This is a genomic window from Aneurinibacillus migulanus (genome assembly GCF_001274715.1).
Classification (GTDB): domain Bacteria; phylum Bacillota; class Bacilli; order Aneurinibacillales; family Aneurinibacillaceae; genus Aneurinibacillus; species Aneurinibacillus migulanus.
Genome location: NZ_LGUG01000008.1, coordinates 1 through 24,153, shown reverse-complemented (window position 1 = coordinate 24,153; position 24,153 = coordinate 1). Strand labels below are relative to the sequence as shown.

Annotated in this window: 22 protein-coding genes and 1 other annotated feature; of the genes, 20 read left to right on the top strand and 2 right to left on the bottom strand. The window is 44.7% G+C overall.

From position 1 onward, the window contains the following. The first annotated feature begins 8 nt into the window (after positions 1 to 8). From AF333_RS26960 to tuf, 18 genes are all read left to right on the top strand, one after another. A complete protein-coding gene (locus AF333_RS26960) occupies positions 9 to 521 on the top strand; it encodes an NYN domain-containing protein (protein ID WP_043063765.1) in 513 nt (170 codons plus the stop codon). A gap of 76 nt (positions 522 to 597) precedes the next feature. Then, positions 598 to 1,236: an RNA polymerase sporulation sigma factor SigH gene (gene sigH / locus AF333_RS26955; protein WP_021623668.1), complete on the top strand. Its 639-nt coding sequence runs from the start codon at positions 598 to 600 to the stop codon at positions 1,234 to 1,236. A 246-nt stretch (positions 1,237 to 1,482) separates the two neighbouring features. After that, positions 1,483 to 3,465, top strand: a complete 1,983-nt coding sequence (locus AF333_RS26950; protein ID WP_043063764.1) for a methyl-accepting chemotaxis protein — start codon at positions 1,483 to 1,485, stop codon at positions 3,463 to 3,465. A gap of 140 nt (positions 3,466 to 3,605) precedes the next feature. Then, positions 3,606 to 3,755, top strand: coding sequence for a 50S ribosomal protein L33 (gene rpmG, locus AF333_RS26945; protein WP_043063763.1), 150 nt, complete (start codon positions 3,606 to 3,608; stop codon positions 3,753 to 3,755). 36 nt (positions 3,756 to 3,791) lie between these two features. After that, the gene (gene secE, locus AF333_RS26940; RefSeq protein ID WP_043063762.1) at positions 3,792 to 4,001 is read left to right on the top strand and encodes a preprotein translocase subunit SecE; all 210 of its coding nucleotides are present in this window, start codon (positions 3,792 to 3,794) and stop codon (positions 3,999 to 4,001) included. Between the two features lie 37 nt (positions 4,002 to 4,038). After that, on the top strand, positions 4,039 to 4,572 hold the full coding sequence (gene nusG, locus AF333_RS26935; protein ID WP_021623671.1) for a transcription termination/antitermination protein NusG: 534 nt from the start codon (positions 4,039 to 4,041) through the stop codon (positions 4,570 to 4,572). A 26-nt stretch (positions 4,573 to 4,598) separates the two neighbouring features. Further along, positions 4,599 to 5,024 (top strand): 50S ribosomal protein L11, encoded by a 426-nt coding sequence (rplK, locus tag AF333_RS26930; protein ID WP_021623672.1) that lies wholly within the window; start codon positions 4,599 to 4,601, stop codon positions 5,022 to 5,024. 123 nt (positions 5,025 to 5,147) lie between these two features. Continuing rightward, complete coding sequence (rplA, locus tag AF333_RS26925) at positions 5,148 to 5,837, top strand: 50S ribosomal protein L1 (RefSeq protein WP_043063761.1); 690 nt, start codon at positions 5,148 to 5,150, stop codon at positions 5,835 to 5,837. 45 nt (positions 5,838 to 5,882) lie between these two features. Beyond that, positions 5,883 to 6,020: a sequence feature (ribosomal protein L10 leader region), on the top strand. Positions 6,021 to 6,046: 26 nt separating this feature from the next. Beyond that, positions 6,047 to 6,544: a 50S ribosomal protein L10 gene (gene rplJ, locus AF333_RS26920; protein WP_043063760.1), complete on the top strand. Its 498-nt coding sequence runs from the start codon at positions 6,047 to 6,049 to the stop codon at positions 6,542 to 6,544. A gap of 28 nt (positions 6,545 to 6,572) precedes the next feature. Beyond that, positions 6,573 to 6,938, top strand: a complete 366-nt coding sequence (gene rplL, locus AF333_RS26915) for a 50S ribosomal protein L7/L12 (protein WP_043063759.1) — start codon at positions 6,573 to 6,575, stop codon at positions 6,936 to 6,938. Positions 6,939 to 7,092: 154 nt separating this feature from the next. Next, positions 7,093 to 7,692 (top strand): class I SAM-dependent methyltransferase, encoded by a 600-nt coding sequence (locus AF333_RS26910; RefSeq protein WP_043063758.1) that lies wholly within the window; start codon positions 7,093 to 7,095, stop codon positions 7,690 to 7,692. A 260-nt stretch (positions 7,693 to 7,952) separates the two neighbouring features. After that, entirely contained in the window at positions 7,953 to 11,480 is a 3,528-nt protein-coding gene (rpoB, locus tag AF333_RS26905) for a DNA-directed RNA polymerase subunit beta (protein WP_043063757.1), read from the top strand. A gap of 35 nt (positions 11,481 to 11,515) precedes the next feature. After that, the gene (gene rpoC, locus AF333_RS26900) at positions 11,516 to 15,157 is read left to right on the top strand and encodes a DNA-directed RNA polymerase subunit beta' (RefSeq protein ID WP_043063756.1); all 3,642 of its coding nucleotides are present in this window, start codon (positions 11,516 to 11,518) and stop codon (positions 15,155 to 15,157) included. 80 nt (positions 15,158 to 15,237) lie between these two features. Then, complete coding sequence (locus AF333_RS26895) at positions 15,238 to 15,486, top strand: 50S ribosomal protein L7ae-like protein (RefSeq protein WP_043063755.1); 249 nt, start codon at positions 15,238 to 15,240, stop codon at positions 15,484 to 15,486. A gap of 150 nt (positions 15,487 to 15,636) precedes the next feature. Then, positions 15,637 to 16,059 (top strand): 30S ribosomal protein S12, encoded by a 423-nt coding sequence (rpsL, locus tag AF333_RS26890; protein WP_021623680.1) that lies wholly within the window; start codon positions 15,637 to 15,639, stop codon positions 16,057 to 16,059. Positions 16,060 to 16,117: 58 nt separating this feature from the next. Beyond that, on the top strand, positions 16,118 to 16,588 hold the full coding sequence (gene rpsG, locus AF333_RS26885; RefSeq protein WP_040304161.1) for a 30S ribosomal protein S7: 471 nt from the start codon (positions 16,118 to 16,120) through the stop codon (positions 16,586 to 16,588). Positions 16,589 to 16,658: 70 nt separating this feature from the next. Further along, entirely contained in the window at positions 16,659 to 18,740 is a 2,082-nt protein-coding gene (fusA, locus tag AF333_RS26880; protein WP_043063754.1) for an elongation factor G, read from the top strand. 137 nt (positions 18,741 to 18,877) lie between these two features. Continuing rightward, positions 18,878 to 20,068 carry an elongation factor Tu gene (gene tuf / locus AF333_RS26875; protein WP_021623683.1) on the top strand — a complete coding sequence of 397 codons (1,191 nt, stop codon included), beginning with the start codon at positions 18,878 to 18,880 and terminating at the stop codon, positions 20,066 to 20,068. A gap of 150 nt (positions 20,069 to 20,218) precedes the next feature. Here the strand turns inward: tuf and ftsW are convergent, their stop codons facing one another. Then, positions 20,219 to 21,403 carry a putative lipid II flippase FtsW gene (ftsW, locus tag AF333_RS26870; protein WP_043063753.1) on the bottom strand — a complete coding sequence of 395 codons (1,185 nt, stop codon included), beginning with the start codon at positions 21,401 to 21,403 and terminating at the stop codon, positions 20,219 to 20,221. A gap of 304 nt (positions 21,404 to 21,707) precedes the next feature. On the opposite strand from ftsW, the gene phoU reads away from it, so the two are divergent. Next, the gene (gene phoU / locus AF333_RS26865; protein ID WP_043063752.1) at positions 21,708 to 22,352 is read left to right on the top strand and encodes a phosphate signaling complex protein PhoU; all 645 of its coding nucleotides are present in this window, start codon (positions 21,708 to 21,710) and stop codon (positions 22,350 to 22,352) included. A 93-nt stretch (positions 22,353 to 22,445) separates the two neighbouring features. Here the strand turns inward: phoU and AF333_RS26860 are convergent, their stop codons facing one another. Then, the gene (locus AF333_RS26860) at positions 22,446 to 22,676 is read right to left on the bottom strand and encodes a glutaredoxin family protein (protein ID WP_043063751.1); all 231 of its coding nucleotides are present in this window, start codon (positions 22,674 to 22,676) and stop codon (positions 22,446 to 22,448) included. A 336-nt stretch (positions 22,677 to 23,012) separates the two neighbouring features. Between AF333_RS26860 and AF333_RS26855 the strand changes: the two genes are divergently transcribed. Next, positions 23,013 to 23,663 carry a YitT family protein gene (locus tag AF333_RS26855; protein WP_043063750.1) on the top strand — a complete coding sequence of 217 codons (651 nt, stop codon included), beginning with the start codon at positions 23,013 to 23,015 and terminating at the stop codon, positions 23,661 to 23,663. Positions 23,664 to 24,153 lie beyond the last annotated feature (490 nt).

Sequence of the window (24,153 nt, the reverse complement as noted above, 5' to 3'; positions counted from 1 at the left end):
GCATTAGCATGGAAGAAATATTGATTGTAGATGGCTATAATGTCATCGGGGATTGGAAACGGCTGAAGGAGAAGAAGAAGATCAGTCTTGAGGAAGCACGGGATGATTTGCTCGGATGGCTTGCGGACTATCAGGGCTTTACCGGAACGCGCGTGATTGTCGTATTTGATGCGCACAATGTAAAAGGTATGGGCAGAAAAGTACGTGAGTATCGCTTGGATATTCGTTATACGAAAGAGAAAGAAACAGCAGACGAATGTATCGAACGACTTGTATTTGAGCTGTCCAATCGACATCGTCAGATATATGTAGCAACCTCTGATTATACCGAACAGAGGGTGACATTTGGTTATGGTGCTTTACGTAAGTCAGCACGCGAATTATGGTTGGAGATGAAGCAAGTAAACCGTGATATTACCGAGAAGGTGCGTGAAACAAAACAGCAGCCTAAAGGAAGAGGCATTGAGCTAAGTGATGAAATTAAAAAAAAATTCGAAAAATGGCGCCGTGGAGACCAGTGAGTTTGTTGACTGGGGAAGGTTACATAATATATAATTGTTTTATCTGATGCATAACGGCAGGTCGGAGGGATGATGCTTGGCTGCAGACCATACCCGCTATGAAGCTCTATACGATGAAGACATCGTGGATCTTGTACGGTTAGGTGACGGTGACGCGTTAGAATACTTAATCAACAAGTATAGGAATTTTGTTCGTGCTAAAGCCCGTTCTTATTTTTTAATCGGTGCTGATCGTGAGGATATTGTGCAGGAAGGTATGATTGGGCTGTACAAGTCGATTCGGGACTTTAAGGGAGATAAGCTGGCTTCCTTCAAAGCATTTGCTGAATTGTGTATCACGCGCCAGATTATTACTGCGATCAAGACAGCCACTCGACAGAAACATATTCCTCTTAACTCCTATGTCTCGCTGGACAAGCCAATCTATGATGAAGATTCAGATCGTACTTTGCTGGATATTATCTGCGGTACCCGAGTGACAGACCCGGAAGAGCTGATTATCAACCAGGAGGAGTACGATGACATCGAAGATAAAATCAGTGAGATTTTGAGCGATTTGGAGCAACAGGTCTTGCTTTTGTATCTGGACGGGCGTTCGTACCAGGAGATTGCGGTCGACTTAAGCCGTCATGTCAAATCAATTGATAACGCTCTCCAACGTGTAAAGCGTAAGCTTGAGAAGTATCTGGAAGTTCGCGAAGTTTCCCAAGTTTAATAGAACGAGTTAAGAAAACAGGGCCGAGGTCCTGTTTTTTTGATAGATAAGAAAGTGGATATTGCTAGTGTGAAAAAGTGAACATTTGACTTCTCTGTAGAAAAAGGACGGGTGGTAATACCCACAGGTTTTTCTCATTCAAAAAACGGATCTAAATAATACGAAAATTCTTACTAGGTATAATATATAAGTCGTTTATCATGGTATAATAGAATTAATAGCCAGATAAATAGAGGGGGGATGAGGATGAGAACAAGAAGTCTTAAGTTTAAACTATTAGGGGTTATCATTCCGCTTATTGTGATAGCGCTTTCTTTTGTGGCCTGGCTTAATCACAATAAAGCAAAAGAGTTTTTAGAAAGCAATTTTCAGGAACGAGCATTTATTCAGCTTGATCTGTTAAATAACAAAGTAAACAATTGGCTTCAGCAGCAGAGGGACCGCGTGACGAATATGGCATCCGGTATGGATATCCGAAGCATGAATCAAGAGGTGCAATTTTCCTATCTAAAATCCAAGGTGAGTGAATATCAGGAATATGAAATGTTTTTTATTGCCGATTTGCATGGTAAGGCGCTTACGACAGCCGGTCAAAAGGTGGATGTGGGCAGTCGTGAATATTTCAAAAAGGTAATTGACGGACAATCATACGCCATCTCGGAACCCCTGATTTCTCGCGCTTCCGGCAAGTTGGTAGTTGTTATTGCCAGTCCAATTTATAATCAGCAGAATCGGTTAAGCGGTATGTTGGGTGCCACGGTTCCGATTACCACAATGAACGAAATCGTAGCAGGCCAGAAAATCGGACAGACCGGATATGCATATATGGTGCAGAAGGACGGTCTGGTCATTAGCTATCCGCAGCAGGAAGAGATTTTAAAATTAAACGTGTATAAGTTGAACATTCCTCCTCTTACAGCAGGTATTGACGAAGCTGTTGCTGGCAAAACTGGATATAAACGGTATATGTATAAGGGTGTAGATAAGTATGCATTCTTCTCCAAGGTGCCGACCACAGGCTGGGTAGTCGCGATTACCGCTCCGGTCAAGGAGGCATCGAGCCAACTGGATTATTTGGCAAAACTCTCATTTGTCACTGCCAGTGTGGTTCTTGTTTTTGCTGTGATCATTCTTATTTTATTCTCCTCACATTTTGTACGACCGATTCGTCATCTGAGCGAATTAACCGCGATGATTGCCAAGGGTGACTTAACCGTGAAAACACCGAATCGCAGTAAAGATGAAGTAGGCGTACTTAGCCACAATTTCAATCAGATGGTGGAGAGTATCCATATGCTGTTGCTTGAAATCAAGGAAGCATCCCGAAAAATGAGGCAGTCTTCGGAGGTTCTGACGTTAGCAAGCCGAGAGACGACCACTTCGGCCGAGCAGGTAGCAGTAACCATTAATGATCTGGCGGAAGGCGCTGGCACTATCGCCCATTCCATTCAGTCTGCGCACATGGAAGTTGCGTTGGTTAACGAAAGTCTACAGCAGATTTCCACATATGCCGATGAGATGAACCAAACGTTTATCACGACGAATGCATTGACAACAGAAGGAGAGCAGGCGGTACGAACCGCTGTTTATAAAATGGAGGAAATCCAGCGTATGGTGGCCGATGCGTCTACGGTTGTGCACAAGCTTGGTAACCGTTCTGAAGAAATCGGCGAGATTGTTAGTTTAATTACCGGCATTGCATCGCAAACAAATCTTCTCGCACTTAACGCTAGTATTGAGGCGGCTCGTGCAGGAGACGCTGGACGGGGCTTTGCGGTAGTGGCAGATGAAGTTCGCAAGCTTGCAGAGGAAACGGACAAAGCAGCAAACAACATCTCGCGTATCGTTCAGGAAAATAAGCGGGAAACACACGAGGCGATCGAATCGATTTTACGCGGTCATGATGTAATAGTAGAAGGCCAGGAGATGGTGCGACATACGGGTGATTCATTCGCCAAAATTCATGAGCACATTAATCTAGTGGGCGAGAAGAGTATGCACATTACTTCTTCCATTAAGGTGGCAGAAGAAAATGCACGCAAAGTATCGATGGAGATGGAACACGTGTCCGCAATTACTGAGGAAGCGTCTGCTGGTTCACAGGAAGTAGCTGCGGTGAGCGAGCAGCAGGCTGCAGCCGCACAGCAGTTATCACATGACGCGGCGACCATGGGACGCCTATCCGATCAGATGGAAAATCTGGTAGCCCGCTTCAAAATGGAGAAGTAAATGTCAAAACTTTTATTTGACACCTATTTTACGCTGTGATAAAGTATTTGAGGTAGCCGTGTGAAAACACACGGTTTTACTTGATGCAAATTAACTATGAAAGGCTAGTACATAGCCAATAATGTGGGAGGTGTAACATCATGCGGGTAACTGTAACGTTAGCGTGCACCGAGTGCAAACAACGCAACTATACCACAACGAAAAACAAACGTAAGCAAACGGAACGCATCGAGATGAAGAAGTATTGCAAATTCTGCAATGATCATACTCTTCATCGTGAAACTCGTTAATGAAGTGTCAGAGTCCAATTTTATTGGGGGTGCGTTATGAGTTTTATAGATAAACTCAAACGCGGACCGGCCTTTTTGAAGGAAGCCTGGACCGAACTGAGAAAAGTAACCTGGCCAACTCGTAAGGAACTTGTTTCCTATACAACGGTTGTACTGGTAACTGTGACGCTCATCGCAATCTTCTTCGCAGTAATCGATTTAGGAATTTCCCAGCTCCTTGAACTCATTTTGAAGACAGGGAAATAATGATGGGGGGGTAAGGACACCTGTTTGTCCTCGAATCATGGAAAAACGCTGGTATGTAGTTCACACTTATTCTGGATATGAGAATAAGGTTAAAACAAACCTGGAAAAGCGCGTAGAATCAATGGGGATGGAAGACAAAATCTTCCGCGTGCTCATTCCTACCGAAGATGAAACCGAAGAACGCGACGGCAAGAAAAAAGTCGTAACGAAGAAGGTTTTTCCAGGGTACGTGCTCGTCGAGATGGTCATGACCGACGATTCTTGGTATGTGGTACGGAACACGCCGGGCGTGACCGGATTTGTTGGTTCTGCAGGTGCAGGTTCAAAACCGACTCCTTTACTTCCTGAAGAAGTGACTGCCATCATGAAACAGATGGGCATGGAGGAATCTGTGCAGCGCGTCAACTTTGAATTGAAGGAAATGGTGAAGGTCAAAGAAGGTCCGTTCGCCAATATGGTTGGTTCCGTCGAGGAAATCCAACTGGACAAGCGCAAGGTTAAAGTACTAGTTGATATGTTTGGACGCGAAACGCCGGTTGAGCTGGACTTTGCTCAAGTGGCTAAGTTATAGAGTTATTGTCTTAGGAGGTGTACCACATGGCTAAAAAAGTTATCAAAGTTGTTAAACTTCAAATCCCTGCAGGTAAAGCGAACCCGGCACCACCGGTTGGTCCGGCTCTCGGTCAAGCAGGCGTGAACATCATGGGATTCTGTAAAGAATTCAACGCTCGTACACAAGAACAAGCAGGTCTTATTATTCCTGTTGAGATTACGGTATTCGAAGATCGTTCTTTCACATTCATTACAAAAACTCCACCAGCTGCCGTTCTGTTGAAGAAAGCTGCTGGAATTGAGTCCGGTTCCGCTGTACCGAATAAAACAAAAGTTGCGACTGTGAAACGCGATAAAGTTCGCGAAATCGCTGAAACAAAAATGCCTGATCTGAATGCTGCAGATGTTGAAGCTGCTATGCGTATGGTAGAAGGTACTGCACGCAGCATGGGCATCACAATCGTTGACTAATTGGCTGGCTAACCAAACACGTTTCTGCCGCAGGGTTGTGTAGGTACGGGTTATTCCGTCGACGCGCAGCCCTGTTTCGTGGGAGGCACAACCGTTAAAACCACAATTAAGGAGGAAATTAACGTGGCGAAAAAGGGTAAAAACTACTTAGAAGCTACAAAGCTGATCGATCGTAATGTTGCTTATGAAATCAGCGAAGCTCTCGAACTCGTAAAAAAAGCTTCGAAAGCTAAATTTGATGAAACTGTAGAAGTAGCATTCCGCCTTGGTGTTGATCCGCGTAAAAACGATCAACAAATCCGCGGAGCTGTCGTACTTCCGCACGGAACAGGTAAAACTCAGCGTGTGCTTGTATTTGCTAAAGGCGAAAAAGCAAAAGAAGCTGAAGCTGCAGGCGCAGATTATGTAGGTGACGAAGAGTTCGTAAACAAAATCCAACAAGGTTGGTTTGAGTTTGACGTAGTTGTTGCGACACCGGACATGATGGGTACTGTAGGTAAACTTGGTCGTGTGCTTGGACCAAAAGGCTTAATGCCAAATCCGAAAACTGGTACAGTAACATTCGAAGTTGAGAAAGCAGTAAAAGAAATTAAAGCAGGTAAGATCGAATACCGTACTGATAAAGCGGGTAACATTCACGCTCCAATCGGAAAAGTATCTTTCGAACTGGATAAGCTTGCTGACAACTTGAGCACGCTTATCGACACTCTGCAAAAGGCGAAGCCGGCTGCTGCAAAAGGAACATACATGAAAAACATTACTGTAAGCTCTACAATGGGCCCAGGAGTAAAAGTTTCTGTTCCTACAAAATAATTTCTTGACATTGCTTTTTAATATTGATAGAATGTTTTTTGTTGATAAATGAATATGCCGTTACCGTAGACAGAAGGTGCCTAGGATTTCCAAGGCTTAATATCCTTCCGAGGTGCTGATGAAGATATTGAATTAATATATCCGAAGCCTTCGCATGTCTGCGTGGGCTTTTTTCATTATAAAAGTCTCATGCTACAGGAGGTGCAAACATGTCCGTACGTGAAGAGAAAGTTCAAATCGTTAACGAAATCGTTGAAAAACTTCAAAACAGCAAAGGCACAGTCGTAACTGACTATCGTGGTCTGAACGTAGCTCAAGTAACTGAACTGCGTAAAAAGTGTCGCGAAGCAGGCGTAGAGTTCAAAGTGTACAAAAACACGATGACTCGTCGTGCGACTGCCGAAGCTGGTCTGAGCGAACTGGATGCAGCTTTGACTGGTCCTACAGCCATCGCATTCAGCAGCGAAGACGAAATCGCTGCAGCGAAAGTTCTCTCTGATTTCGCAAAAGCAAACGAAGCTCTTGAAATCAAGGGTGGCGTAATGGAAGGTAAAGTGCTTTCCGTTGACGAAGTGAAGGCAATCGCTAGCCTGCCGAACCGCGAAGGTCTGCTCTCTATGTTGCTTAGCGTGCTTCAAGCACCTATACGCAACTTCGCGCTTGCTGTTAAAGCTGTCGGTGACCAAAAAGAAGGCCAAGAAGCCTAATCTGATAATTTGTTAGGAGGATAACACAATGAGTAAAGAACAAATCATTGAAGCGATTAAAGAAATGTCCGTTCTTGAACTGAACGATCTTGTTAAAGCAATCGAAGAAGAATTCGGTGTAACTGCAGCTGCTCCAGTAGCAGTTATGGGTGGCGCTGCTGGCGGTGCTGCTGAAGCTGAACAAAGTGAATTCACAGTTGTTCTGGCAAGCGCTGGTGCTTCCAAAATCAACGTTATCAAAGTTGTTCGCGAAATCACAGGTCTTGGCCTGAAAGAAGCGAAAGCTATGGTTGATGGCGCTCCTGCTAACGTTAAAGAAGGCGTTGCTAAAGAAGAAGCTGAGCAAATCAAAGCTAAGCTTGAAGAAGCTGGCGCATCTGTTGAACTTAAGTAGTTTTTTAACTGCTCGCATAAAGCCCGGCGTATCAATACGCCGGGCTTTATTTTAGAAATAGAAGTAAGAGATAAGGAATAAAGGGTTAGAATAGTGAAGTAGGTTCTGCTCTTCTATCTTCTACTTTTAATAAAGCTAATATGAGGTGACGCGGATGGAACATTACTATACGAATCAACCCGGAGCCGACAGCATGGAACAGACTTTTACGTTCGATTTGCGTGGCAGAGAGTTTCGTTTTATTACCGATCGCGGTGTTTTCTCGAAAAATCGCATTGATTTCGGCAGCGTGCTCTTAATCGAGATGATGGAAATCGAAGACGGGATGGACGTTCTCGATGTGGGCTGCGGGTATGGTCCGATTGGAATGACCGCCGCATCGCTTACACCGTCCGGTCGTGTAATGATGTTGGACATAAATGAAAGAGCTGTGTCGCTTGCAAATCGAAATCTCGCCGCAAATGGGATTTCGAATGCACAGGTAATTGTCAGTGACCGCTTTTCTTCTGTTCCTCCTGAACGGAAGTTTGATGTCATTCTGACCAATCCACCGATCCGAGCTGGAAAGCAAGTTGTTCATGGTATTTTCGAAGATGCGTTGAACTTTCTTGCACCTGGTGGAAGTCTATGGGTTGTAATTCAAAAGAAGCAGGGGGCGCCTTCCGCGCTTATAAAACTGCAAGAGTTATATTCTGAAGTACGGGAAGTCGCAAAAAAGAAGGGTTATTCCATCTTTCAGGCAACAAAATCTTGAGTTGACATTATATTTTGAATGTGATATCGTTATTTAATGCCACTGAATATGTGAACGAGTAAGTGGAAATTGCATAAAATGTCAACCTTTTTTTTGTCTAAAGAAAGGAAGGTTTGTGAAGTAAGTATGAGAATATTGCGTCAGGGGAATACTGGGGTAATATTACCATCCGGCTCTTCAAATTAATAATAAAGTCTTCTCTAAATAGAGAGAGACTTTGTTCTTTTTTGTGCAAAAACTCGGTTTGAGAGGTGAATAAGTTGGCAGGTCATCTAATTCAGTGTGGACGTCATCGCCAGCGTCGCAGCTACGCGAGAATTAAAGAGGTAATGGAATTACCTAACCTGATTGAAATCCAACAGAAGTCATATCAGTGGTTCCTAGACGAGGGACTGCGTGAGATGTTCCATGATATTTCTCCGATTCAGGATTTCACAGGTAATCTTGTTCTTGAATTTATCGATTATAGTTTAGGGGAGCCTAAGTACTCTGTCGATGAATCAAAAGAACGAGATGTAACGTTTGCTGCCCCGCTGCGGGTGAAAGTTCGTCTCATCAACAAGGAAACGGGAGAAGTCAAGGAACAGGAAGTATTCATGGGTGATTTCCCGCTTATGACAGAGACGGGTACTTTCATTATCAATGGAGCTGAGAGGGTTATTGTCAGTCAGCTTGTTCGTTCTCCTAGCGTTTATTTCAGCACAAAAGTAGATAAGAATGGTAAGCAAGCTTATGCGGCAACCGTGATTCCAAACCGAGGCGCATGGCTTGAACTTGAAACCGACGCGAAGGATATTATCTATGTTCGTATCGACCGTACAAGGAAGATCCCCGTTACGGTTCTTTTGCGTGCATTAGGATTTGGCACCGATGTAGAGATTCTTAATTTGCTCGGTGAAGATGAATACATCAGAAATACGTTAGAAAAAGACAACACAGAATCAACTGAAAAAGCACTTATCGAAATCTATGAAAGACTACGTCCAGGTGAGCCACCAACGGTTGAGAATGCAAAAAGCTTGCTAATCTCTCGCTTCTTCGATCCGAAGCGTTATGATCTGGCAAATGTAGGACGTTACAAGATTAATAAGAAGCTTCATATTAAGAATAGATTATTCAATCAGCGCCTTGCTGAAACGTTAATTGATACAGAGACAGGTGAGATTATTGCAGAAGCAGGTCAAATGCTTGATCGCCGCCTGCTCGACCGCATCATGCCATACCTCGAAGACAACGTTGGTTATGTAACCGTAAAACCTCGTGGTGGCGTGCTAGAAGAAGATATTCGTCTGCAGTCTATTAATATTTTCTCGCCGACGGAAGACGGAAAAGTAATTAAAGTTACGTCAAACGGTGTAATTGACAAGAAAACAAAACATATTACGCCGGCTGATATTATCTCTTCTATCAACTATTTCATTAATCTGTTGCACGGTATCGGTACGACGGATGATATTGACCATCTGGGTAACCGCCGTCTACGTTCTGTAGGTGAATTGCTTCAGAACCAATTCCGTATTGGTCTGTCTCGTATGGAGCGCGTAGTGCGCGAGCGTATGTCCATCCAGGATGCAAATGCAATTACGCCACAAGCTCTTATTAATATTCGTCCGGTTATTGCGGCGATTAAAGAGTTCTTTGGTAGCTCCCAATTATCTCAGTTTATGGATCAGACGAATCCATTGGCAGAACTTACACATAAGCGTCGTCTGTCTGCGCTTGGACCAGGGGGCTTGACTCGTGAACGTGCCGGTTTCGAAGTGCGTGACGTTCACCATTCTCACTATGGTCGCATGTGCCCGATTGAGACGCCGGAGGGGCCGAACATCGGTCTGATTAACTCATTGTCCTCTTATGCACGTATTAATGAATACGGCTTTATCGAAACGCCGCGTCGTAAAATCGATCCGGAAACGAACCGCGTAACGATGGAGATCGAATACCTGACTGCGGACGAAGAGGACGTATACAACATAGCACAGGCTAATGCACCTCTAACGGAAGATGGCCAGTTCGAGAACGAGATGGTTATCTGCCGTCGCAAAGGTGAAATCGTTACTGTGCCACGCGATAAAGTTGACTATATGGACGTATCGCCGAAACAGGTCGTGTCTGTTGCGACTGCAATGATTCCGTTCTTGGAGAACGATGACGCCAACCGTGCCTTGATGGGGGCGAACATGCAGCGTCAGGCTGTACCTTTGCTTGTGCCAGAAGCTCCGTTCATCGGTACTGGTATGGAGCATACAGCTGCCAAAGACTCCGGAGTAGCTACGGTTGTGCGTCGTCCAGGTGTCGTCGAGCGTGTAACTGCCCGCGAGATCTGGGTGCGCCGTCAAGAGGAAGTAGACGGCCGCACGATTATGGGTGATATCGACAAATACAAGCTGCATAAATTCGAACGTTCCAACCAGGGAACATGCATTAACCAGCGTCCGATTATCAAGCGAGGCGAAGTGGTGAAACCAGGAGATATTATCGCTGATGGTCCTTCAACGGAAAAAGGCGAACTTGCTCTTGGCCGCAACGTTGTCGTCGCATTTATGACCTGGGAAGGTTATAACTACGAGGATGCTATTCTACTAAGTGAAAAGCTCGTAAAAGAAGATGTGTATACGTCGATTCATATCGAAGAATACGAAGCGGAAGCCCGTGACACGAAACTCGGTCCAGAAGAGATTACACGCGACATCCCGAACGTTGGGGAAGACGCGTTGCGTAACCTTGATGAGCGCGGTATTATCCGCATCGGTGCTGAGATTAAGGACGGCGATATTCTAGTAGGTAAGGTCACGCCAAAAGGGGTAACCGAACTGACTGCGGAAGAGCGTCTGCTGCACGCCATCTTTGGTGAGAAAGCGCGTGAGGTGCGTGATACGTCCCTGCGCGTACCACATGGTGGATCCGGTATCGTTGTTGATGTGAAAGTCTTTACTCGTGAGAATGGCGATGAACTTCCGCCGGGTGTAAATCAGCTCGTGCGCGTATATATTGCACAAAAACGTAAAATCTCCGTAGGGGATAAAATGGCCGGACGTCATGGTAACAAAGGGGTTATTGCTCGTGTTCTTCCAGAAGAGGATATGCCTTTCTTGCCAGATGGCACGCCTGTCCAGGTTGTATTGAATCCGCTAGGCGTACCGTCCCGTATGAACATCGGTCAGGCTCTCGAAGTGCATCTAGGTATGGCAGCCAAATCACTTGGCATTCATATCGCCACGCCAGTATTCGATGGAGCAACAGAAGATGATGTATTCGATACGCTTGAAGAAGCAGGTCTAAGCCGTACAGGTAAGACACTTCTGTATGATGGACGTACGGGTGAACCGTTTGACCGTACAGTAACCGTAGGCGTCATGTACATGATTAAACTGGCGCACATGGTAGATGACAAAATCCACGCCCGCTCTACAGGGCCGTACTCTCTCGTTACCCAGCAACCGCTTGGCGGTAAAGCCCAGTTCGGTGGTCAGCGCTTCGGGGAGATGGAGGTATGGGCGCTTGAAGCATACGGCGCGGCTTATACACTCCAGGAAATTCTTACTGTCAAGTCGGATGACGTCGTAGGTCGTGTGAAGACATACGAGTCCATTGTTAAAGGAGAAAATGTACCGGAACCTGGTGTACCGGAGTCCTTTAAAGTATTGATTAAAGAGCTGCAAAGTTTAGGTATGGATGTAAAAATCCTCTCTGAAGACGAGCAAGAAATTGAGATGCGGGATACGGATGAAGACGATGATACATCTGGAGAGAAGTTGCACCTGAACATCAGCGGCACCGAAGAGTAAAGGATGAAACCGGGAAGTAATGGGAGGTATGCGCCTTGTTAGATGTGAATAATTTTGAGTATATGAAAATTGGCCTCGCATCACCCGATAAGATTCGTTCCTGGTCTTACGGTGAGGTCAAGAAACCGGAAACCATTAACTACCGGACATTAAAGCCGGAAAAAGAAGGCTTGTTCTGCGAGAAAATTTTCGGACCGACGAAGGACTGGGAATGCCATTGCGGAAAGTACAAGCGTGTTCGTTATAAAGGCGTAGTCTGCGATCGCTGTGGAGTTGAAGTTACTCGCGCGAAAGTACGCCGGGAGCGCATGGGGCACATTGAGTTGGCTGCCCCGGTCTCCCATATCTGGTATTTCAAAGGAATTCCAAGCCGTATGGGGCTTGTGCTTGACATGTCTCCGCGTTCTCTGGAAGAGGTTATCTACTTTGCATCGTACGTAGTCGTCGATGCAGGTGAGACGCCGCTGGAGAAAAAACAGCTACTATCCGAGAAGGAATATCGCAACTACCGCGAGAAGTACGGAGCCTCCTTCACGGCTTCCATGGGTGCGGAAGCAATTAAGCGTCTACTTGCGGAAATTGACCTGGATAAAGAAGTCGATTACTTGAAAGAGGAATTAAAATCGGCACAAGGGCAACGCCGCAATCGTGTAATCAAGCGCTTGGAAGTGCTGGAAGCATTCCGTAATTCAGGTAACAACCCGGATTGGATGGTGCTTGACGTACTACCGGTTATTCCGCCGGAACTTCGTCCGATGGTACAACTTGATGGTGGACGTTTCGCGACGTCCGACTTGAATGATTTGTATCGCCGTGTAATTAACCGGAACAATCGTCTTAAGCGTCTTCTGGATCTGGGTGCGCCGGATATCATCGTACAGAATGAAAAACGTATGTTGCAGGAAGCCGTAGATGCTCTTATCGACAACGGCCGCCGCGGCCGTCCGGTTACTGGGCCAGGAAACCGTCCATTGAAATCTCTTAGCCATATGCTGAAAGGTAAACAAGGACGCTTCCGTCAGAATTTGCTTGGTAAGCGTGTTGACTACTCTGGACGTTCTGTTATCGTTGTAGGTCCACACCTAAAAATGTACCAATGCGGTTTGCCGAAAGAGATGGCGCTTGAACTGTTTAAGCCTTTCGTAATGAAAGAACTTGTCAGCAAAGGGCTGGCTCATAATATTAAATCTGCAAAGCGTAAAGTGGAACGCGTTCATCCAGAAGTGTGGGATGTTTTAGAGGATGTCATTAAGGAACATCCGGTTCTTTTAAACCGTGCCCCTACACTGCATAGACTGGGAATTCAAGCGTTTGAACCGACGTTGGTTGAAGGACGCGCGATTCGCCTGCATCCGCTTGTATGTACAGCATACAATGCTGACTTTGACGGTGATCAGATGGCCGTGCACGTTCCGCTATCGGCAGAAGCACAAGCGGAAGCCCGCATCTTGATGCTGGCAGCGCAAAACATCTTGAACCCGAAAGATGGAAAGCCTGTCGTTACGCCTTCTCAGGACATGGTACTTGGTACGTATTATTTGACGATGGAGAACAAGGCAGCCAAAGGCGAGGGCCATGTATTCTCCAATCCGAATCAAGCGATCGCGGCGTATGCGAACGGACATATTACGCTTCATGCCCGTATTGCTATTCCGCCGAAGAGCTTGAACAAAACATCCTTTACGCCGAAGCAGGCGGAAGCTCCATTGATGGTGACAACAGTTGGGAAGCTCATTTTCAATGAAATTTTCCCGCCGGAACTGCCGTTTATCAATGAGCCGACGAAAGCAAATTTGCAGAAGAATGTTCCTGACACGTTCTTTATCTTTGAAAAAGGTACGAATGTAAAAGAATTCCTGGAACAACTTCCTGAGCAGGAAGCGGTGAAGAAGGGATATCTAGGTACAATCATCTCCGAGTGCTTCCGTCGTTTTGGTACGACGCAAACATCGGTTATTCTTGACCGGATTAAAGCGAACGGCTTTAAGTATTCGACCAAGGCGGGTATTACCGTTGCGGTTGCCGATATTAAAACGCCGGACGAAAAGCAAGAAATTCTTGCAAATGCTGACGAGCAAGTACAGAAAGTTCTACAGCAATATCGTCGTGGTTTGATCACGGAAAATGAGCGTTATGACCGGGTTATCAGCATCTGGAGTAAAGCGAAAGACGATGTAACTAAGGTTCTCATGGCTTCGCTTGATAAATTCAACGCTATTAATATGATGGCGACATCTGGTGCCCGTGGTAACGTATCGCAGATTACCCAGCTTGCTGGTATGCGTGGTTTGATGGCAAATCCGTCTGGACGTATCATTGAGCTTCCAATTAAATCTAACTTCCGTGAAGGTCTGACCGTATTGGAATACTTTATTTCCACGCATGGTGCGCGGAAAGGTCTGGCAGATACGGCCCTTCGTACTGCGGACTCTGGTTATCTTACTCGCCGTCTTGTTGACGTTGCGCAGGATGTTATCGTGCGTGAGGAAGATTGCGGTACAGATAAAGGCGTTAAGGCAGGGGCTTTGCGCGACGGAAAAGAAATCATTGAGGATCTGTACGATCGGATTGCTGGACGCTATTCCTTCCAGACAGTACGCCATCCAGAGACGGGTGAGGTCATCGTAGGTCGCAATGAGCTTATCGATGAGAACATTGCTGATGAAATCATGGCTGCCGGTATTACCGAAGTGAACATTCGCTCCGTTATCGGTTGCCGGACGCAGCATGGCGTATGTAAAAAATGTTACGGCCGCAATTTGGCGACTGGCAAGAAAGTTGATATTGGAGAAGCGGTTGGTATTATCGCTGCACAATCCATTGGAGAACCGGGTACACAGTTGACAATGCGTACGTTCCATACCGGTGGGGTTGCCGGGGACGATATCACACAAGGTCTACCGCGTATTCAGGAGCTGTTTGAAGCTCGGAATCCGAAAGGCCAGGCGGTTATCACTGAAATCGAAGGGGAAGTTATTGATATTCGCGAGGGTAAAGATCGTCGTGAAGTCGAGATTCGCGGTGAAACCGAGAACAAGGTATATCAAATCCCTTACGGCTCCCGCTTAAAAGTAAGCGTCGGCAGTAGAGTCGATATCGGTGAGGAATTGACCGAAGGTTCTATTGACCCGAAAGAAATGCTGAAAATCCGTGGTATGCGAGGCGTTCAATACTATATCCTGCAAGAAGTTCAAAAAGTATACCGCATGCAGGGTGTAGAAATTAACGATAAGCACGTGGAAGTTATGATCCGTCAGATGCTACGCAAGGTTCGCGTTGTGGATAACGGAGATACCGATCTTCTTCCGGGTTCTTATGTAGAAATTCACGAGTTCGAAGAAGCCAATAAGAAGACGCTGTGGGAAGGTAAACAGCCTGCCGTAGCTCGTCCGGTGCTGCTAGGTATTACTAAAGCATCGCTTGAAACGGATTCCTTCTTATCCGCGGCATCATTCCAGGAAACAACGCGTGTCCTGACGGATGCAGCGATCAAAGGAAAAGTTGACCGCTTGTTAGGCTTGAAAGAGAATGTTATCATAGGTAAGTTGGTGCCTGCAGGTACAGGTATGAACCGTTACCGCAATATTTCTTTAGAGCATGAACTTATGCCAGCTGAGGAAGCTTCCGGAGTTGTTCTTCCGGAAAATCAACTGGAAGATGTTATGCTTGAGAAATAATGAATAAAACTTGTTGACACAAATTGTCGCAAGTGATATGATATCTGAGTGTGCCTAATACTGCTTTGGAGGATATGAAAATGTCTTATGAAAAAGTGGAGCAGGCTAAAGCAACTGTGATTGGTGCGAAGCAGACCTCGCGCGCCATTGAATTCGGAAAGATATCCGAAGTGGTTGTAGCCAGGGATGCGGATGCCCGATTAACCGGTAAGGTTATTTCACTCTGCCAAGATAAAGGTCTGCCAGTTCACTATGTTGATTCGATGCGCCGACTCGGTAAGGCATGCGGGATCGACGTAGGAGCTGCAGTGGTTGGTTTAAAAGTATAATATGCAACTTAACTTACGTTTTTGCTTATTCCCGGGGGATCTTCTTCAGGAAGTAGCTCCCGGGAGCAAAAACTTTTCGTTTGCCTATCGATGAACCACCAGGACCTGTGGTCTTAAATTTACGCGTAACATTGGAAGGAGGTGCGACGCATGCCAACAATTAACCAGCTCGTGCGCAAAGGTCGCGAAAAGAAGGTTTATAAATCTAAATCTCCGGCTCTCGGAAAAGGCTACAACAGCATGAAGAAGGAGTTAACAGACACGAATTCCCCACAAAAACGTGGTGTATGTACTCGTGTAGGTACGATGACTCCGAAAAAACCGAACTCCGCGCTTCGTAAATACGCTCGTGTACGTTTGACAAACGGCATTGAGGTTACAGCGTATATCCCGGGTATCGGTCACAACCTGCAAGAACATAGTGTTGTTCTTATTCGTGGAGGCCGTGTTAAAGACTTGCCAGGTGTACGCTACAAAATTGTACGTGGTGCCCTGGATACAGCGGGTGTACAAAACCGCAATCAGTCCCGTTCTAAATACGGTACAAAACGTCCGAAAGCGCCGAAAGCATAATCTGCTTCAAGCGATATAAGACATACGTAAAAACTTAAAGGCAAAGGAGGGGAAACGAATGCCACGTAAAGGCCCAGTACCTCGTCGTGATGTATTACCTGACCCGATTTACAATAGCAAACTAGTAACTCGCCTGATCAATCGTATGATGATTGACGGTAAGCGCGGAGTTTCTCAGCGCATCCTGTATGATGCTTTCAACCTTGTTCAACAACGTTCTGGCCGTGATGCAATGGAAGTGTTTGAAGAAGCGATGAAAAACATCATGCCGGTTCTTGAAGTGCGCGCTCGTCGCGTAGGTGGTGCAAACTACCAGGTTCCGGTTGAAGTTCGTCCGGAACGCCGTACTACTCTTGGACTTCGTTGGTTGGTAGAGTACTCCCGCAAACGCGGTGAGAAAACAATGGAAGAACGTCTTGCAGGCGAAATCTTGGATGCTGCCAATAGCACTGGCGCAGCCGTGAAAAAGCGTGAAGACACACACAAAATGGCGGAAGCGAACAAAGCGTTTGCTCACTACCGCTGGTAGGATGCGAGGCGGATACTTTATCCGCTTTGCTTTGCCAAATCTCTAACATGAGAAAGGGGCTAGTACTTGCATGGGACGCGAATTCCCCTTAGCCAAGACTCGTAATATTGGTATCATGGCTCACATTGATGCCGGTAAAACGACGACCACTGAGCGTATCCTGTTTTATACAGGCCGCGTTCATAAGATTGGTGAAACACATGAAGGTGCTTCACAAATGGACTGGATGGAGCAAGAGCAAGAGCGTGGTATTACGATCACTTCGGCTGCTACGACTGCTCAATGGAAAGGTCACCGTGTAAACATTATTGACACGCCTGGTCACGTAGACTTCACTGTTGAAGTAGAACGTTCCCTTCGTGTTCTTGATGGAGCCGTTGGTGTTCTTGATGCCCAGTCCGGTGTAGAACCACAAACGGAAACAGTATGGCGTCAAGCTACGACATACGGTGTACCTCGTATCGTGTTCGTTAACAAGATGGACAAGACGGGTGCAGATTTCCTTTATTCCGTACGCACGCTGCATGAGCGTTTGCAAGCGAATGCGCATCCGATTCAATTGCCGATCGGTGCAGAGGATAACTTCCGTGGCATCATCGACCTTGTTGAGAAGAAAACATACATTTATACAAATGACCTTGGAACAGATATTGAAATCACTGAAGGCTTCCCAGCTGAGTTTGCTGAGCAAGCTGAAGAACTTCGCGGTCAACTAATCGAAGCGGTTGCTGACTTTGATGAAGAACTCATGATGAAATATCTGGAAGGTGAAGAGGTATCGGTTGAAGAATTGAAAGCTGCGATTCGTCAAGCGACGATCAGCGTTAACTTCTTCCCGGTTACTTGTGGCTCTGCCTTCAAAAACAAAGGTGTTCAACCGATGCTTGATGCTGTTATCGACTACCTTCCGGCGCCGATTGATGTACCGGCGATCCAAGGTGTTGTTCCAGACAGCGATGAGCAAGTAACTCGTGAATCAAGCGATGAAGCTCCATTCTCAGCGCTTGCATTCAAAATCATGACTGACCCTTATGTAGGTAAATTAACGTTCTTCCGTGTATACTCAGGTACACTTGAGTCCGGTTCATACGTACTTAACTCTACAAAAGGTAAGCGTGAGCGTATCGGTCGTATCCTACAAATGCATGCAAACTCCCGTGAAGAGATCAAAATCGTATATTCCGGGGACATTGCTGCAGGCGTAGGCTTGAAAGATACAACAACAGGGGACACTCTTTGTGATGAGAAAAACCCTGTAATTCTTGAATCTATGGAATTCCCTGAACCGGTTATCGATATCGCGATCGAGCCAAAAACAAAAGCTGACCAAGATAAAATGGGTATGGCTCTTGCAAAATTGGCTGAGGAAGATCCAACATTCAAAACGCATACTAACGAAGAAACAGGTCAAACGATCATTCGGGGTATGGGTGAGCTTCACCTTGATATCATCGTTGATCGTATGAAACGTGAATTCAAAGTAGAAGCGAATATTGGTGCTCCACAGGTTGCATACAAAGAAGCCTTCCGCCAAGGTGCGAAAGTTGAATCCAAGTATGCAAAACAATCTGGTGGTAAAGGTCAATACGGTCACGTTGTAGTTGAATTCGAACCAGGCGAACCAGGTTCCGGCTACGTGTTCGAAAACAAAATTGTCGGTGGTGCGATTCCTCGTGAATACATCCCTGCTGTTCAAGCTGGTATCGAAGAATCTATGGCAAATGGTGTTCTTGCCGGATATCCGATCCTTGACCTGAAAGCAACGCTTGTTCATGGTAGCTACCATGAGGTTGACTCCTCTGAGATGGCGTTTAAAATCGCTGGTTCTATGGCTTTGAAAGAAGCTGGAAAGAAAGCTAATCCAGCTATTCTCGAACCAATGATGAAAGTAGAAGTAACTGTACCGGAAGAATACATGGGCGACATCATGGGTGACATCAACTCCCGTCGCGGACGTATCGAAGGTATGGAAGCCCGTGGTAATGCACAAGTGGTTCGTGGTTTTGTACCGCTTTCCGAAATGTTCGGATATGCAACAAATCTGCGTTCCCGTACACAAGGCCGCGGCACATACTCTATGCACTTCGATCACTATGAAGAAGTACCGAAGAGCATCGCTGAAGAGATCGTTAAAAAAGCTAAAGGTCTGTAATTTTTCAGCAAACCCCTTTATTGTAATTAAAGAAAGGTTTAAAATGTGTAGAGGGTACATATCCTTCTTGCATTTGGACCTTTCTTTATAAATACTTATACTTCTTAAAACCTTTAATTAAGGAGGCTTTTTTCCACATGGCTAAAGCTAAATTTGAGCGGAATAAACCGCACGTAAACATTGGTACTATCGGTCACGTTGACCACGGTAAAACTACTTTGACAGCTGCTATCACAACTGTACTTTCTCAAACTGGTGGCGCGACTGCTATGGATTACGGTAGCATTGACGCTGCTCCAGAAGAGCGTGAGCGCGGTATCACAATCTCTACTGCACACGTTGAGTATGAGACTGAGAACCGTCACTATGCACACGTTGACTGCCCAGGACATGCTGACTACGTTAAAAACATGATCACTGGTGCTGCTCAAATGGACGGAGCGATCCTGGTAGTATCTGCTGCTGACGGTCCGATGCCACAAACTCGTGAGCACATCCTTCTTTCTCGCCAAGTAGGCGTTCCTTACATCGTTGTATTCATGAACAAATGCGACATGGTTGACGATGAAGAATTGCTTGAACTGGTTGAAATGGAAATTCGTGACCTTCTTTCTGAGTACGAATTCCCTGGCGATGACATCCCAGTTGTAAAAGGTTCTGCTAAAGAAGCTCTTGACAACCCAACTGGCGAATGGGCTCAACGTATTCTTGAGCTTATGGCTGCTGTTGATGACTACATCCCAACTCCAGAACGTGCTGTTGACCAACCGTTCTTGATGCCTGTTGAGGACGTGTTCTCTATCACTGGCCGTGGTACTGTTGCTACTGGTCGTGTAGAGCGCGGTGTCGTTAAAGTTGGTGACCAAGTTGAAATCATTGGTCTTACTGAAGAGCCAAAAACTACAACTGTTACAGGTGTAGAAATGTTCCGTAAGCTTCTTGACCAAGCTGAAGCTGGGGACAACATCGGTGCGCTTCTGCGTGGTGTTGACCGTACAGATATCGAGCGTGGGCAAGTTCTTGCTAAACCAGCTTCTGTAAAACCACACACAACTTTCACAGCTCAAATCTATGTTCTGTCTAAAGAAGAGGGTGGACGTCACACTCCGTTCTTCGCGAACTATCGTCCGCAATTCTATTTCCGTACAACAGACGTAACTGGTATCATCAAACTGCCAGAAGGCACTGAGATGGTTATGCCTGGCGATAACGTTGAGATCACTGTTGAACTCATCAGCCCAATCGCTATGGAAGAAGGTACTCGTTTCGCTATCCGTGAGGGCGGACGTACTGTAGGTGCCGGTGCGGTTGCTACTATCATTAAGTAATTTCTGCACTTTGTGCATGAAAAAAGACTCGGTCTTCGGACCGGGTCTTTTTTTGTTTTATACCTTTCTACAAACGGATACTGTAATTGTTAGAAAGCTATAAAAAGCCCCTCTCAATATTTTAGAGAGGGGTGATGCCATACATATTCCCTACGCTTTACGACGTTGTGTTACTGCCTTTGGAGTATTTTGCGTGGTGCTTCTCCGACCTTCTAACTTTTGAACGGTTTGTTTATAGTTCTCTCGTGAAATACTTAATATAATACCGATACTAATCATATTAAGCAGTAGAGAAGAACCACCATAGCTAATGAACGGCAATGGAACACCGGTAATAGGAATAAGGCCGGTAACACCACCAACATTAATAAATGCCTGGACAAAAATCATACTGACAACACCGATACCCACGAGTGCGGCAAATGTATCTTTTACACGAAGAGTGATAACGAGTATGCGCCATAGGAAGAATAGATACACCAGCAAGAAAAAGCCTGCTCCGATAAAGCCAAGTTCTTCCCCTATAATTGAGAAGATAAAATCAGTCTGCACTTCAGGCAGATAAAGATATTTCTCAATACTTTTGCCAAGTCCCGCCCCCGTAATCCCCCCATGAGCAAGTGCAAAGTAGGAATGTGCCAACTGATAGCCTGTCCCTAGGCCATCCATTCCGTCGGCCCATGGATCACCTACATTTTGCAGTCGATTCCAACGATATGGAGAGAGGAGCACAAATAGAAAGCCCACAATAGCGAAAGGAACACCGCCATAAAGTAGATGCTTTAGGTTAGCACCGCCCGCTACAATCACTGCCATAGCGGTCAGAACGAGGATTACCATAGAGCCGAAGTCGGGCTGAAGCATAATTACGCCGCAGAATAATCCTAAAACCACGAAGACGGGAACAAGTCCTTTCTTAATATCGCGGATATTATCCCCCTTTTTTGTAATAAGTGCGGATAAGTAGATAATTATTGCCAACTTAGCGAATTCAGCTGGTTGTAGTGAGGCAAATCCAAGATTAATCCAACTTCGCGCCCCATTCCTTAAAAGACCAATACCGGGAATCAACACGGCAATGAGTAATAAGAAGACAATGAATGCAATGCCGACAAAATGTTTTTTATAGAATGTATACGGAACATTCATTGTGAACAGCATAAACGCTAAGCCAATTGCGGCCCATAAGGCCTGCTTTTTCACGAAATATGTGTCAGTCCCAAACTTATCCAGGGAGAAAACGGAACTGGCGCTATAAACAATTACAATACCAAATCCCACAAGAAAGAGGGTGAGGATAAGTATGGGAAAATCAGGTCTTCCTCTTGTTTTCATATTTTCCTCCGGATATAAAGTTTGCTTAAAGCGTATAAACATGGAATCGCATATTAGTAGTTTACTATACTCCGTCCATTGAATCAGGGGTATTTTTTACTTTATTTTTATCGGAAATAAAGACATACATCTTCACTTTAGATTAACAATGGCTTAACTTTTCATTAATGATTATGTCTTATGATACAAGGATACCGTCTTTTTCTTTTATTCTTATCTCAATATACTGTTATGCATATATCAAAATATCAAGTGTAATCTATATATAGAAACGTACTTTCCAAGAAAGGGGGCGAGCGCTCGGATGCAAGAAAAGCAGTTGAATCAATTAACGAATGAAGTGGCAGAGATGGCTACGATTGCTCAGGCGGGTTTCCTGCAAGCATGGAGAGCATTTCTAGAGGCGGATGTCGATTTGGCCAGAGAAGTTATCGTACGTGATGAAAAACTAAATGTACTGGCGGAGAAAATTTTTAAAATGAGCTTGCGCCTTATCGCACTTCAAGCGCCTGTCGCTGCCGATTTGCGGGCGATAGGTTCATATTTAAAAATTGTGACTGATTTAGAGCGCATTGGAGATCTGGCTGTTGCTATCGCAAAAGTGGTAGTTCGTCTAGAAGGAAAAACTTATCAGCTCTCTTTGTTTGAGATGCCTACAATGGCTGAGAAAGTAAAAGAAATGTTAAGCGTATGTGTGCAAGCCATTGAAAGCGGAGATTTTCGTCGTTTACGTCTGCTGGATGAGATGGATGATGTCATCGATGGGTATTACAGTAAGTGTTTCGAGTACGTGGAGTGGAGCATGGAAAAGCAGCCGGAATTAATTAAAGAAGGTGTGCAGTTAATCAAAGTACTTCAATCACTTGAGCGTATTGGAGATCATGCGACTAACATCGGAGAATGGTCGCTATATATGTCTACGGGAAACATTGCAGACTTAAACACATAGTGAACACTAAGGAAGGCGATTGCACACATGCAGTCGCCTTCCTTAGTGTTTTTCAGCTATTAAAAGTTATGTGAGAAGGAGAGTAAAAGAAAGCTACGCTTCCTCTAGAAGCTTATCTAATTCTGCTGGCTCAAAGCCTTTTATCGCTTTACCATTGACTACAGTAACTGGAATCCCCATGATGCCTAGTGCTTCGACTTCTTTTTGGTATTTCTGATTGGAAAGTAAATCACGAACTTCAAATGCATGTCCCTTTTCTTTTAAATAATTTTTAACAAGCTCGCAAGTGCTGCATCCTGGTGCAGAGTACACGATGATTGACATGGTAACTTCTCCTTTCCAATAAGCTTTTCTTCATTATTATATAGAAGTTGTTTTATGTTTGTAAGGTATATTTACTTCACCGCTTTAAAGCTTTGTGGTATAAATATTCATTTTCATGCATTTTAATATTTTGATTATTAATTTTAAATTGAATTTTAAAACTTAGGGGGCAAGCCTTATTCTTTAATATAATTAAGATAGAAAACACATTGCACAATATGTTATATTGTAATCATTAGATAAAAAAACATTATTGTTTATATATAAAATGCATAAAATAATGCATAAAAATAGTTATCCGGAGGAGATACATAAGGAGAAGGAGGCATTATTCAAGTGTCATTTGCAAGGCAAATGTTCATGATTTTAGGCGGTTGTTTTTTGGTAGCACTTGGTATCAGGGTCTTTACTGCTTCTGATTTGGTGCTGGGAGGTACAGCTGGAATAAGCATCGTGCTGCATCATATTACCGGGTTATCTTTTGGTGTGCTTTTCTTCTTAATTAATCTCCCTTTCTATTGGTTATCTATAAAGCAGTTAGGAATGGGATTTACACTTAAAACATTTATGAGCGTAACATTGCTTTCCTTGCTTTCTGATGCTCTGACTGCTTTGTTAGCTCTTCCAATTGTCCATTCGCTTTTTGGAGCAGTTATAGGTGGGGCGTTAATTGGTTTTGGACTAATCCTTCTTTTCAGAAGTAATTCTTCACTCGGAGGCATTAATATTCTGGCTATGTTCCTTAGCAGATACTACAGTATTAATCCAGGTAAAACCATTATGATTACAGATATTTGTATTGTATGCTCTGCGCTTTTAGTATTTGGTTACATACAGATTTTATACTCTATTGTTGCTATTATGGTGATGAGTGCCGTGCTTGGGCGCTACCATAAGAAATCTCCGATAGAGAAGAATAATAAGCACATTGGAGAGATGGAAGAAGAGAACGAAGCTAGGGGCTTAAGCCAATCGATAATTCCTTAAAAGGTACGATGTAAAGATGTAAAGTGCAGGAGGAATATTCCTGTGCTTTTTATTTTGTAAAAATCATTGACCATATCAATTGATGTGTGATATATTATGTCTTGTCGTCACAAAAAAAGATTGCAGGCCTTCGAAATTTAAAAAAACAAATTTAAAAAAGTGCTTGCAATTCAATCTGTGATGTTATAAAATATAAAAGTCGCCGCTGAAACACGGCGCAACAAGAAAACAAGTTCCTTGAAAACTGAACAGTAACACTCGAATGTGTGCGAGTATATAAAAATTACCTNTATAAAAATTACCTACGAAAGTGACGAGTCGCTTTGTAGCGAATACCGAATACTTTCGCGGGGCCCGAAAAGATTTCTTTTCGATTTAGTAAGCTAGCTTGTAATGAGCTATAAAGGATCATTGGCTAACGTCGCAACGTCCTGTTGCAACGCCGATGTTTGCCCATCCGTGGGCATCACATTCTCAACTTTATTGGAGA